Below are 12465 nucleotides of genomic sequence, written 5' to 3'. Positions count from 1 at the left end.
ACCGTGCAAAACCTGATTGCGCTGCTCGTCGCGGCGCCCCTGCTCGGAGCGGCGGTGCTGCTCTGCGGCGGGCGGCGGCTCGACCGTGTCGGTCATCTGCTCGGTACCGCGCTCGCCGGCGCCTCCTTCGTCATCGGCGCGGTGCTCTTCGCGGACATGCTCGGCAAGAGCGCCGACGACCGCGCGCTGCACCAGAAGCTGTTCAGCTGGATCCCCGTGGAGGGCTTCCAGGCTGACATCGCCTTCCAGCTCGACCAGCTCTCGATGACCTTCGTCCTGCTGATCACCGGTGTCGGCACCCTGATCCATGTCTACTCGATCGGGTACATGGAGCACGACGAGCGCCGCCGCCGCTTCTTCGGCTATCTCAATCTCTTCCTCGCGGCGATGCTGCTGCTGGTCATCGCCGACAACTACCTGCTGCTCTACTTCGGCTGGGAGGGCGTCGGCCTCGCCTCGTACCTCCTGATCGGCTTCTGGCAGCACAAGCCCAGCGCGGCCACGGCGGCCAAGAAGGCCTTCCTGGTCAACCGGGTGGGCGACATCGGTCTGTCGATCGCCATCATGCTGATGTTCACCACCTTCGGGACCTTCACCTTCGGGTCGGTCCTCGGTTCGGCGGACGAGGCGAGCGAGGGCACCCTGACGGCGATCGGCCTGATGCTGCTCCTCGCGGCCTGCGGCAAGTCGGCGCAGGTGCCGCTCCAGTCCTGGCTGGGGGACGCGATGGAGGGCCCGACCCCGGTCTCGGCCCTGATCCACGCGGCCACCATGGTCACCGCCGGTGTCTATCTGATCGTCCGCTCCGGCGAGATCTTCAACGCCGCCCCGGACGCCCAGCTCGCGGTGGTCGTCGTCGGCGCGGTCACCCTCCTCTTCGGAGCGATCGTCGGTTGCGCCAAGGACGACATCAAGAAGGCGCTGGCCGGCTCGACCATGTCGCAGATCGGCTACATGATCCTGGCGGCGGGCCTCGGCCCGATCGGCTATGTCTTCGCGATCATGCACCTGGTGACCCACGGCTTCTTCAAGGCCGGGCTCTTCCTCGGCGCCGGTTCGGTCATGCACGGCATGAACGACGAGGTCGACATGCGCAAGTACGGCGGCCTGCGGAAGTACATGCCGGTCACCTTCATCACCTTCGGGCTCGGCTATCTCGCCATCATCGGCTTCCCCGGGCTCTCGGGCTTCTTCTCCAAGGACAAGATCATCGAGGCCGCCTTCGCCAAGGGCGGCACCGAGGGCTGGATCCTCGGCTGCGTCACCCTTCTCGGCGCGGCCATCACGGCCTTCTACATGACCCGGGTCATGGTGATGACCTTCTTCGGCGAGAAGCGCTGGCAGCCCGACGCGGAGGGCCATGAGCCGCATCCGCACGAGTCGCCGCGCTCGATGACCATCCCCATGATCATCCTGGCCTTCGGCTCGGTCTTCGCGGGCGGCTTCTTCTCCATCGGCGACCGCTTCCTCAACTGGCTCGAGCCGGTCACCGGCTGGGACCACGGCCATTCGCCGCTGAGCGCCATCACCGTCACCGGGCTGACCGTGGTCGCCCTGCTGATCGGCGTCACCATCGCCTGGCTGATGTACGGGCGCCGCCCGGTCCCGGTCACCGCGCCGCGCGGCTCGGTGCTCACCCGGGCCGCCCGCCGCGATCTGCTCCAGGACGACTTCAACCATGTGGTCCTGGTCCGGGGCGGTGAGCATCTGACCCGCTCGCTGGTCTATGTCGACCACTCCCTGGTCGACGGCGTGGTCAATGGCACGGCGGCCTCGGTCGGCGGCCTCTCCGGCCGGATGCGCAAACTCCAGAACGGCTACGTCCGCTCGTACGCCGTCTCCATGTTCGGAGGCACGGCGGTGCTGATCGCCGTGACCCTGCTGATGAGGGCGGTGTAACTCATGTCCTTTCCGCTCCTCACCGCCACCGCGGTGCTCCCGGCGATCGGCGCGATCGCCACCGCGGCGGTACCCGCCGCGCGGCGGACCGCGGCGAAGTGGCTGGCCCTGGCGGTCTCGCTGGGCACCCTGGCGCTCGCCGCCGCGGTGCTGATCCGCTTCGAACCGGGCGGCGACCGCTACCAGCTCACCGAATCCCACTCCTGGATCGCGGACTTCGGCGTCCGGTACGAACTGGGCGTGGACGGCATCGGGGTCGTGCTGATCGCACTGACCGCGCTGCTCATTCCGTTCATCATCCTGGCCGGCTGGAACGACGCCGACTCCGAGGAGACCGGAAGCTCCCGCTGGCGGCCCACCCAGGGCTTCTTCGCCCTGATCCTCATGGTCGAGGCGATGGTGATCCTCTCCTTCGAGGCCACCGACGTCTTCCTCTTCTACATCCTCTTCGAAGCCATGCTGATCCCGATGTACTTCCTCATCGGCGGCTTCGGCGACCGCGCCCACGCGGGCACCGACCAGAACGCCGCCGCCCAGCGGTCGTACGCGGCGGTCAAGTTCCTCCTCTACAACCTGGTCGGCGGCCTCATCATGCTGGCCGCGGTCATCGGGCTGTACGTGGTCGCCGGGAGCTTCTCGCTCACGGAGATCGCGGAGGCCAGGGCGAGCGGTGAGCTCAACATCGCGACCAACACCGAGCGGCTGCTCTTCCTCGGCTTCTTCTTCGCCTTCGCGATCAAGGCGCCGCTCTGGCCGCTGCACACCTGGCTGCCGAACGCCATGGGGGAGGCGACCGCGCCGGTCGCCGTGCTGATCACCGCCGTGGTCGACAAGGTCGGCACCTTCGCGATGCTCCGCTTCTGCCTCCAGCTCTTCCCGGAGGCGTCGAAGTGGGCCACCCCGGTGATCATCGTGCTGGCGCTGATCAGCATTGTGTACGGGGCACTGCTCGCGGTCGGCCAGCGCGACATCAAGCGGCTGGTCGCCTACGCCTCGATCTCGCACTTCGGCTTCATCGTCCTCGGCATCTTCGCGATGACCTCCCAGGGACAGTCCGGTGCGACGCTCTACATGGTCAACCACGGGATCTCGACCGCCGCGCTGATGCTGGTGGCCGGCTTCCTGATCTCCCGGCGCGGCTCGCGGCTGATCGCGGACTACGGCGGAGTGCAGAAGGTCGCGCCGGTGCTCGCGGGCACCTTCCTGATCGGCGGCCTGGCGACGCTCTCGCTGCCGGGGCTCGCGCCGTTCGTGAGTGAGTTCCTGGTCCTGGTGGGCACCTTCGCCCGCTATCCGGTCGCCGGGATCATCGCGACCTCCGGCATCGTGCTGGCCGCGCTCTACACCCTGGTCCTCTACCAGCGGACCATGACCGGCCCGGTGAAGCCCGAGGTGCGGTCGATGCCCGACCTCAGGCCCCGTGAACTGGCCGTCATCGCCCCGCTGATCGCGCTGCTGATCTTCTTCGGTGTCTTCCCGAAGCCGCTCACGGAGATCGTCAACCCGGCGGTGGAGCACACGATGTCGGACGTACAGAAGAAGGACCCCCGGCCCGAGGTGGAGGCGTCGCAGTGAGCACAACAGCTGTCCACACCCTGTGGACAACGGCGGCCGACCCGATCGCCAAGATCCCGGCCCCGGACATCGAGTACGCGCAGCTGGCGCCGATCCTGATCATCGTCGGTGCCGCGATCATCAGCCTGCTCCTGGAGGCATTCCTCCCGCGCAAGGTGCGCCACCCCGTCCAGGTCACCGTGACGGTCGTCGCGCTCGCCGCCTCCTTCGCCGCCGTCGTCGGCCTGGCACAGGCCGGTTACGGCACCACCAAGGTGAACATCGCGGCGATGGGCGCCATCGCCGTCGACGGACCGACCCTCTTCCTCCAGGGCACGATCCTGCTGGCGTCGGTGGTGGCCGTCTTCACCTTCGCCGAGCGCCGGCTCGACCCGGAGACCCACGGCACCCCTGTCGACTCCTTCGTCGCCCAGGCCGCCTCCGTACCGGGCAGCGACAGCGAGAAGGCCGCGGTCAAGGCCGGCTTCAGCACCACCGAGGTCTATCCGCTGGCCCTCTTCGCCATCGCCGGAATGCTGGTCTTCCCGGCGGCGAACGACCTGCTGACGCTCTTCATCGCGCTGGAGGTCTTCTCCCTCCCGCTCTATCTCCTGTGCGCCCTGGCCCGCCGCAAGCGGCTCATGTCCCAGGAAGCGGCGGTGAAGTACTTCCTCCTCGGCGCGTTCTCCTCGGCGTTCCTGCTCTTCGGTGTCGCGCTGCTCTACGGCTACGCGGGCTCCGTCTCGTACGCCCGGATCGCCGATGTGGTGGACGGCAATGTCCGCTCCATCGACCCGGCGCTCGCCGACACCATGGGCAATGACGCCCTCCTTCTGATCGGCAGCGCGCTGATCCTGATGGGGCTGCTCTTCAAGGTCGGCGCGGTCCCCTTCCACATGTGGACCCCGGACGTCTACCAGGGTGCCCCGACCCCGATCACCGGTTTCATGGCGGCGGCCACCAAGGTGGCGGCCTTCGGCGCGCTGCTGCGGCTGCTCTATGTGGTCCTGCCGGGCCTGCGCTGGGACTGGCGCCCGGTGATGTGGGGCGTCGCGATCGTCACCATGCTGGCCGGTGCGATCATCGCCATCACCCAGACCGACATCAAGCGGCTGCTGGCGTACTCCTCGATCGCCCACGCCGGCTTCATCCTCGCCGGTGTGATCGCGGTGACGCCCGAGGGCGTCTCCTCGGTCCTCTTCTATCTGGGCGCGTACTCCTTCGTCACGATCGGCGCCTTCGCGGTCGTCACCCTGGTCCGGGACGCGGGCGGCGAGGCCACCCATCTCTCCAAGTGGGCCGGGCTCGGGCGCCGTTCGCCGCTGGTGGCGGCGGTCTTCGCGGTCTTTCTGCTGGCCTTCGCCGGCATCCCGCTGACCTCCGGCTTCTCCGGCAAGTTCGCCGTCTTCAAGGCGGCGGCGGAGAGCGGCGCCGGTGCGCTGGTCGTGGTCGGTGTGATCTCGTCGGCCATCGCGGCCTTCTTCTACATCCGGGTCATCGTGCTGATGTTCTTCAGCGAGCCGAAGGCGGACGGCCCGACCGTCGCCGTGCCGTCGGCGTTCACGATGACCGCGATCGGGGTGGGGGTGGCGGTGACCCTGGTGCTGGGTGTCGCGCCGCAGTACTTCCTGGATCTGGCGGGGCAGGCGAGCACCTTCGTCCGCTGACGCGTGAGGTCACACGCGATGGGCCCGGCTCCCGTGGGGAGCCGGGCCCCTCGCATGCGGGCGGGCGGTGGTCAGCCGGTTCGGGGCCCGGGTCCGACGCTCATCGGTGCTCCCACGGGACGGAGTCCCGCGGGTCCGGCCGGCGTATCGGCGGGAATCGCGACACGCCCCCGCGAACAGATGACCGAGGGGGCGTGTCGTTGACGGTGCGGGGCGGCCGGGGCGGGCCCGGGTCAGGGAGAGGGAACGATCCGGCCGGTGACCTCGCCGAGGCCGACACGGGTGCCGTCGGGGCCGGGGGCCCAGGCGGTGAGGGTCACCGTGTCCCCGTCCTCCAGGAAGGTGCGCTCGCCGTCGGGGACCTCGAAGGGGTCGCGGCCGTTCCAGGTCAGTTCGAGCAGGGAACCGCGCTGGTGGACCTCGGGGCCGCTGACGGTGCCGGAGCCGTAGAGATCACCGGTGCGCAGGGAGGCGCCGTTGACCGTCATATGGGCCAGTTGCTGCGCGGCCGTCCAGTACATGCCGGCGAACGGCGGCTCGGCGATCACCCGGCCGTTGACGGCGACCGTGATCCGCAGATCGAAGCCGCCCTTCTCCTCCTCGGCGGAGTCGTCCAGGTAGGGCAGCAGCTCCCTGTCCCGCGCGGGCGGGTCGGTACGGGCCGCCTCCAGGGCCTCCAGGGGGGTCACCCAGGCCGATACGGAGGTGGCGAAGGACTTCCCCAGGAAGGGGCCCAGCGGGACGTACTCCCAGGCCTGGATGTCCCGTGCCGACCAGTCGTTGAGAAGGCAGAGGCCGAAGACATGGTCGCGGAAGTCCGCGAGCTCCACCGGGTGCCCCTGATCGGAGGGGGCGCCGACGACGAAGCCGACCTCGGCCTCGATGTCGAGCTTCACCGAGGGGCCGAAGACGGGGGCCGCGTCGGACGGGGCCTTGCGCTGCCCCCGGGGGCGCACGACATCGGTGCCGGAGACGACGACCGTGCCGGAGCGCCCGTGGTAGCCGATCGGGAGGTGCTTCCAGTTCGGGGTCAGCGCCTCGCCGTCGGGGCGGAAGATCCGGCCGACATTGGTGGCGTGGTGCTCGCTCGCGTAGAAGTCGACATAGTCGGCGACCTCGTACGGAAGATGGAGGGTGACCGACTCCAGCGGGTGGAGCAGCGCCTCCGTGATGGCGCGGTGGGCGGGCACCGTCACCCAGGCGGTGAGCGCGCGCCGGACATCGCGCCAGGCCGTGCGGCCCGCCGCCATCAGCGGGTTGAGGCTCGGGCGGTCCAGCAGGACGGCGTAGGGCGAGCCCAGGGCGTGTGCGGCCGCTCCGGCGTCGAGCACATGGTTTCCGATACGGACGCCGAGTCGGGGGCGTTCGGGCTCGCCGGCGGGGGTGAAGACTCCGTACGGGAGGTTGTGCGGACCGAAGGGATCGCCCTCGGCCAGATCGAGCGGGCTCTGCTCGGACATCGGTGCCTGCCTCGCTTTCCACGGTGTGAGGACACGTTACGTCGGGGACACCCCCGTCCGGCAGAGGACGATCATCGCGGGGGTCCCGGAGCGGGGCCGGGAGCGGTGTCCCCGGAGCGGCCCCGGGCGTCCCGGGGCGGGCCCCCGGGGCCCGGAACCGGACACACTCGCGCGTGGCCGGCCCGGTCCGGCATGGGCGCCCGCGGGCCGGGTATCCGCAGGGGTGCGCGGGCAGCCGGGCCGGGCGGTGCGCCGTCAGCCTTTCCGGCGAATATTCGCCGGGGACGCTCCGGCGGTACGTCCACGATCTTCCGGGGAGGTGTGCGGAGAACTTTCCCGCGAGCGCGCGGAGGATGCTCCGGGAAGGTGCGGGGAGGGCTCACCGGGCCACCTCGTGGAGGAAGTGCGCGAAGTGCTCTGCGGTGATCCTCACGGAGGGCGGGAGTCCGATTGCGGCCCGGCTCCGGGGGCCGGCACCGCTGCCGGCCGGAGGCCCGCCTCCGGCCATATGAGCTGATGGCGAACATACCGGCGACGGCGGGAAGGCGCTCACGGTGATCGAAACGCGACCGGATACGCTGACTTGAGTGAATCCACCGACACATCGACAATCCGTGTGATTATCAGCAGACAGGAGACCCCCTCGTGACCGTCGTCGGGCAGTTCGGGCTGAGCGTGCGGGACCAGGCTCTTGAAGCCGATGTCCAGAACGGACTGTCCGCTGTGGAGGCGGGCTTGCTCGATGCCACCAAGAGCGAGGTGCCCTTCATCATGGAGGCGGCACAGCACCTCGTACGGGCCGGGGGCAAGCGCTTCCGGCCGCTGCTGGTGATGCTCGCGGCCCAGTTCGGTGATCCCCACGCCCCTGACCTGGTGCCCTCCGCCGTGGTGGTCGAGCTGACCCATCTGGCGACGCTGTACCACGACGATGTGATGGACGAGGCCGATGTCCGGCGCGGGGTGGAGAGCGCCAACACCCGCTGGGGCAATTCGGTGGCCGTGCTGACCGGCGACTTCCTCTTCGCCAGGGCCTCCCACATACTGGCCGACCTCGGCCCGGAGGCCGTCCGCATCCAGGCCGAGGCGTTCGAGCGGCTGGTCACCGGCCAGATCCTGGAGACGGCGGGACCGCGCGACGGCCGCGACCCGGTCGAGCACTATCTCGACGTGATCGCGGGCAAGACCGGCTCCCTGGTCGCGGTCGCCGGCCGGTTCGGCGCGATGATGTCCGGCGCGGACGAGTCGGTCATCGACATCCTCACCCAGTACGGGGAGCGGCTCGGCGTCGCCTTCCAGCTCGCCGACGACGTACTCGACATCGCCAGCGACTCGCACGAGTCCGGCAAGACGCCCGGCACCGATCTGCGCGAGGGCATCGCCACCCTGCCCGTGCTGCATCTGCGCGCCCAGGCCGAGGCGCAGGGCGAGGCGGCCGATCTGGAGCTGGTCGAGCTCCTGGACGGCGACCTCACGGACGACGCCCGCCACGGCGAGGTGCTGCGGCGGCTGCGGGTGCACCCCGCGCTGGAGCTGGCCCGCCGGGACACCGTGCGGTACGCGGAGGAGGCGCGGGCGATGCTCGCGCCGCTGCCGCAGTGCTGGGCGAAGGCGGCTCTGGAGGAGCTGTGCGACGCCGTGGTGCACCGCGCGGGCTGATGGTTCCGCCGTCCGGATGCCGGTCCGCTTCGTGCGCCTGGCCGGTCCGTCCGGTCCGTGCGCCTGGCCGGTCCGCTCGTCCGGACTTCGTCCTCCGGGTGTCCGTCGTCCGGGTTTCCGGAGCCGAGTGTTCCGGAGCCGGGCCGGGTTCGGCCGGGCAGACGTACCCCGCGCACCCGCCGCACGGCCGGCCGGTGTACGCGGCGGGATCGCGCCCGGCCCGGAGCGTCCGCACCGCGTCGAGGAGACTCCCGCCCGCCGTTGAACCGATCCGCGCACCGTCTCGTGTCTCCGGTGTCACGAGACGGGCGCATCGCACCAACCGGGCGGTGTGACACAGGTCATGTGGTCGAGGTGGCCCGGCGGCGGTGTCCCCGAGCCGGACCTCAGGGCCACGCAATCGGGCGGACGGGTGGGCCGGGCGGCCCGCCGCACTGGGCGGAGCGGCCCACTCCGGCAGCCGTGCCAAGGGGAAGGTTGTCGGATTCGCCCTTGGAGCGGACCATGGCCTCATCCGGCGGAGGTCATCCACTGAACGGCGGTTCGCGGCGAAACCCCTGCCGTCGCCATGACGTCTCCCCTACTGGACGGAGGAGGTGACGCGTTGATTCGTCATCCCTCAGCAGTACGCCAAGTTGCGCCCGGGGGTTGACGCTCGCGGGCGGCTGATTTGGTCAGATGGGTATCAGCACTCCCGAGGCACACGGCTCGCCGGCGGAACGGGAACCGGAGCGCACGACTCCTGAGCGAAGAGTTCTTGAGCGTCGCGGCACACGGTTTCCGGTGACACCGCCGGCATGGGCCCGAGCCCGGCAGTGAAGGCTTTCAGCAGAGGCTTACGAGCAGCACCGCACCGCTCTCTGACCGACCACGGAGGTAGGCCACACCATGGCACCGAACGACAGCGCTCACTCCACCGACGAGTCCAGGGATGTCTCGGCGGGCCGCCGCAAGGCGGCGCGTTACCTCGTCCCGGTCGCGGTGGCCGGGTTCGCGGCGGCGACCATCGGTCTCGTCCCGGCCCTCGCGGCCTCCGGTGACCCGGACCTGCCCGAGATCAGTGCGCAGGAACTCATCGAGAAGATCGCCGCGTCCGACACCGAGCGGCTCTCCGGCACCGTGAAGATCAGTACGGACCTGGGCCTTCCCGACTTCGCCGGTCTCGCGGACAACTTCACCCCGGGCCCCGGCAGCGACGGCGGCAAGAGCTCCGCGGCCGCGCCCCAGGAGAAGCTGATGGAGCTGGCGACCGGCTCGCACACGCTGCGTGTCGCGGTCGACGGCCCCGACCGGCAGAAGGTCTCGATCCTGGGGAACAGCTCCGAGTACAGCCTGATCCAGAACAAGGGCGAGGTCTGGGCGTACGACAGCGCGGCCAACACCGTCTTCCACGGCGAGGGCGAGCCCGGCGGCGGGAAGGGCGGGAAGAAGGCGCCGCACGGTGCGGAGGATCTGCCCACCCTGCCCAAGGACTTCGCGGCCGAGGCCCTGAAGGCGGTCGGCGACACCACCTCGGTCTCGGTCGACGGCACCGCCCAGGTGGCCGGCCGGGACGCGTACCAGCTGGTGATCAAGCCCAAGCAGAGCGGTTCCACGATCGGCTCCGTCAAGATCGCGGTGGACTCGAAGACCGGTACGCCCCTGAGGCTCTCGGTCAATTCGAGCAGCGGCGGCAAGGCCGTTGTCGAGATCGGCTTCACCAAGGTCGACTTCTCCGCGCCCGACGCCTCGGTCTTCGACTTCAAGCCGCCGAAGGGTGCGAAGGTCACCGAGGCGGACGAGCTGGAGAAGGAGCTGGGCGACCTCTCGGCCGACACCGGCAAGGGGCTGTCGAAGGACCAGGAGGCGGAGCTGGAGAAGCTCCTGGGCGAGGGCAAGGCCGTCAACGCGGAGGCCGGCGGGGGCCCCCTCGGCCTCGGTGCCTTCCCCGAGGGCGCGGAGGTCATCGGCGAGGGCTGGACGTCCATCGCCAAGTTCGGCGGCTCCTCCGACGCGGCTCCGGGAGCGGAGAAGGAAGCCGACATACCCGCCGAGGCGGGGGACCTCCTGGGCATGCTGGGCGACCGGGTCACCGGTGACTTCGGCTCGGGCACGATCGTCAAGACCCGCCTCGTCAATGCCCTGATGACGGACGACGGCACGGTCTACGCGGGTGCGGTGACCAAGGGCGCGCTGCTCAAGGCCGCGAACGCCGACAGCGCAGGCCGCTGACGCCGGCCGCCGGGGTGGTCCCCGGCGGTCTGTGAGCGACGTCCGCCCCGCCGTACCCTCCGTACGGTGGGGCGGACTGCTGACCGAGGGAGACGGGTACCGCAATGACGGCTGTGATCGAGACGCGTGGCCTCACCAAGCGCTACCGGGGAGGGCAGCTCGCTGTCGACGGGCTCGATCTCACCGTCCCCGACGGCAGCGTGTTCGGCTTCCTCGGCCCCAATGGATCGGGGAAGACCACCACCATCCGCATGCTGATGGGCCTGATCGAGCCCACCTCGGGCAGTGCCACCGTCCTCGGCGAGCCCATGCCGCGCGCCGCGCGTACCGTGCTTCCCCGGGTGGGGACACTGATCGAGGGGCCCGCGCTGTACGGATTCCTCAGCGGCCGGGACAATCTCGCGCGGTACGACTCCGCCGACCCGACCGCCGACCCCCGGACCCGCGGCCGGCGGATCGGCACCGCGCTCGACCGGGTGGGCCTGGCCTCGGCGGCGGGCAAGAAGGCCAAGGCGTACTCCCTCGGGATGAAGCAGCGCCTGGGGCTCGCGGCGGCGCTGCTCCAGCCGCGCCGGCTGCTCGTGCTGGACGAGCCGACCAATGGTCTCGACCCGCAGGGGATGCGGGAGATCCGCTCGCTCATCCGGGAGCTGGCGGCGGACGGCACCACCGTTTTCCTCTCCTCCCATCTGCTCGACGAGATCGAGCAGGTCTGCACCCACGCGGCGGTGATGGCCCAGGGGCGGCTGATCACCCAGGGGCCGGTGGCCGAGCTGGCGGCCGGGGCCCGGGGCAGGCTCTCCGTGCTCACTCCGGACACCGGTGACGCGGCGCGGCTCCTCAAGGAACTGGGCCTCACCGGGGTGGAGATCGCGGACGACCGGGTCACCGCCGACCCTCCGGGGGAGGGGACCGATCCGGCCGACCTCAATGCCGCGCTGGTCGGGGGCGGGGTACGGGTGAGGGCGTTCGGGATCGAGCGGGCCTCACTGGAGGACGCTTTCGTGGCACTGACGGGGGAGGGTTTCGATGTCGCGGGCTGAAGCGGTCGACGCGGGGTCGGCGGAACAGGCGCGTCCGGCCGGTCCGGCGGATTATCCGGCGCGGCGCGCGTGGTCGGGTGCGGGGCTCTTCCGGTCCGAGCTGATGATCACGCTGCGCCGCTGGCGGACCCTCGCCCTGCTGGGGGTGCTGGCGGCTGTTCCCGTACTGATCGGCATCGCCGTGCGGATCGAGACCGGCGGCGGCGGATCCCTCGGCGATGACGGGGGCGGCGGGGGCGGGGGCGGTGAGGGGCCCGCCTTCATCAGTCAGATCACCAACAACGGGGTCTTCCTGGTCTTCGCCGCGCTCGCCGCGACCCTGCCCGTCTTCCTCCCGATGGCGGTCGGTGTCATCGCCGGGGATTCCATCGCGGGCGAGGCGAACGCGGGCACCCTGCGCTATCTGCTGGTGGCCCCGGCCGGGCGGACCAGGCTGCTGCTGGCCAAGTACGCCACCACGCTGGCGTTCTGCCTGATAGCCACCCTGGTGGTGGCGGTCTCCGCGCTCGCCGTGGGAGCGCTGCTCTTCCCGCTCGGGGAGGTCACCACCATCTCCGGCACCACGATCGGCTTCGGGGAGGGGCTGCTGCGCGCCGGGCTGGTCGCGATCGTGGTCGCGGCCTCACTGGCCGGGCTGGCGGCGCTGGGTCTCTTTGTCTCCACCCTCACCGGCAGCGGTGTCGCGGCGATGGCGACCACGGTGGGACTGCTGATCACCGTGCAGATCCTGGGATCGATACCGCAGCTCGACGCGGTCCATCCCTATCTCTTCCCGCACTACTGGATGTCCTTCTCGGATCTGCTGCGGGATCCGCTGTACTGGGACGAGGTGGTGAAGAACCTCGGACTCCAGGCGGTGTACGCGGCGGTCTTCGGCTCGGCTGCCTGGGCGCGGTTCACGGCCAAGGACATCAGCAGCTGACCACGGCGGGGCCCTCGGCCAGCGGCGTCCGGACATGACTCCATGCGTGTGCG

General features: G+C 70.3%; 8 protein-coding genes. 7 read left to right on the top strand and 1 reads right to left on the bottom strand.

The genetic code is table 11. From position 1 onward, the window contains the following. Positions 1–3: 3 nt before the first annotated feature. The 3 genes from nuoL to nuoN are packed head-to-tail and all read left to right on the top strand — an operon-like array spanning position 4 to position 5120. On the top strand, positions 4–1899 hold the full coding sequence (gene nuoL / locus AAFN69_RS32190) for an NADH-quinone oxidoreductase subunit L (RefSeq protein WP_347732437.1): 1896 nt from the start codon (positions 4–6) through the stop codon (positions 1897–1899). A 3-nt stretch (positions 1900–1902) separates the two neighbouring features. Beyond that, positions 1903–3474 carry an NADH-quinone oxidoreductase subunit M gene (locus AAFN69_RS32185; protein WP_347732436.1) on the top strand — a complete coding sequence of 524 codons (1572 nt, stop codon included), beginning with the start codon at positions 1903–1905 and terminating at the stop codon, positions 3472–3474. After that, positions 3471–5120: an NADH-quinone oxidoreductase subunit NuoN gene (nuoN, locus tag AAFN69_RS32180; RefSeq protein ID WP_347732435.1), complete on the top strand. Its 1650-nt coding sequence runs from the start codon at positions 3471–3473 to the stop codon at positions 5118–5120. The genes AAFN69_RS32185 and nuoN overlap by 4 nt, the downstream gene beginning before the upstream one ends. A 233-nt stretch (positions 5121–5353) precedes the next feature. Here the strand turns inward: nuoN and fahA are convergent, their stop codons facing one another. Then, positions 5354–6580 carry a fumarylacetoacetase gene (fahA, locus tag AAFN69_RS32175; protein ID WP_347732434.1) on the bottom strand — a complete coding sequence of 409 codons (1227 nt, stop codon included), beginning with the start codon at positions 6578–6580 and terminating at the stop codon, positions 5354–5356. 645 nt (positions 6581–7225) lie between these two features. Here fahA and AAFN69_RS32170 point away from each other — a divergent pair. The 4 genes from AAFN69_RS32170 to AAFN69_RS32155 all read left to right on the top strand — a co-directional run bounded on the left by AAFN69_RS32170 (position 7226) and on the right by AAFN69_RS32155 (position 12412). Next, on the top strand, positions 7226–8236 hold the full coding sequence (locus AAFN69_RS32170; protein ID WP_347732433.1) for a polyprenyl synthetase family protein: 1011 nt from the start codon (positions 7226–7228) through the stop codon (positions 8234–8236). Between the two features lie 888 nt (positions 8237–9124). After that, positions 9125–10447, top strand: a complete 1323-nt coding sequence (locus AAFN69_RS32165; protein WP_347732432.1) for a DUF2092 domain-containing protein — start codon at positions 9125–9127, stop codon at positions 10445–10447. A gap of 104 nt (positions 10448–10551) precedes the next feature. Next, positions 10552–11490, top strand: coding sequence for an ABC transporter ATP-binding protein (locus AAFN69_RS32160; protein WP_347732431.1), 939 nt, complete (start codon positions 10552–10554; stop codon positions 11488–11490). 103 nt (positions 11491–11593) lie between these two features. Beyond that, positions 11594–12412 (top strand): ABC transporter permease, encoded by an 819-nt coding sequence (locus AAFN69_RS32155; protein WP_347732523.1) that lies wholly within the window; start codon positions 11594–11596, stop codon positions 12410–12412. Positions 12413–12465: the final 53 nt, after the last annotated feature.

This window comes from Streptomyces sp. CAU 1734 (assembly GCF_039888735.1).
Taxonomy (GTDB): Bacteria; Actinomycetota; Actinomycetes; order Streptomycetales; family Streptomycetaceae; genus Streptomyces.
The sequence above is the reverse complement of the archived record's forward strand: the minus strand, read 5'-3'. Positions and strand labels throughout refer to the sequence as shown.

Excerpts from the sequence above, each read along its gene's own strand:
- AAFN69_RS32165 (WP_347732432.1), top strand. The coding sequence starts at position 9,125 with ATGGCACCGAACGACAGCGCTCACTCCACCGACGAGTCCAGGGATGTC.
- AAFN69_RS32160 (WP_347732431.1), top strand. The coding sequence starts at position 10,552 with ATGACGGCTGTGATCGAGACGCGTGGCCTCACCAAGCGCTACCGGGGA.
- AAFN69_RS32185 (WP_347732436.1), top strand. The coding sequence starts at position 1,903 with ATGTCCTTTCCGCTCCTCACCGCCACCGCGGTGCTCCCGGCGATCGGC.
- fahA (WP_347732434.1), bottom strand. The coding sequence starts at position 6,580 with ATGTCCGAGCAGAGCCCGCTCGATCTGGCCGAGGGCGATCCCTTCGGT.
- AAFN69_RS32155 (WP_347732523.1), top strand. The coding sequence starts at position 11,594 with ATGATCACGCTGCGCCGCTGGCGGACCCTCGCCCTGCTGGGGGTGCTG.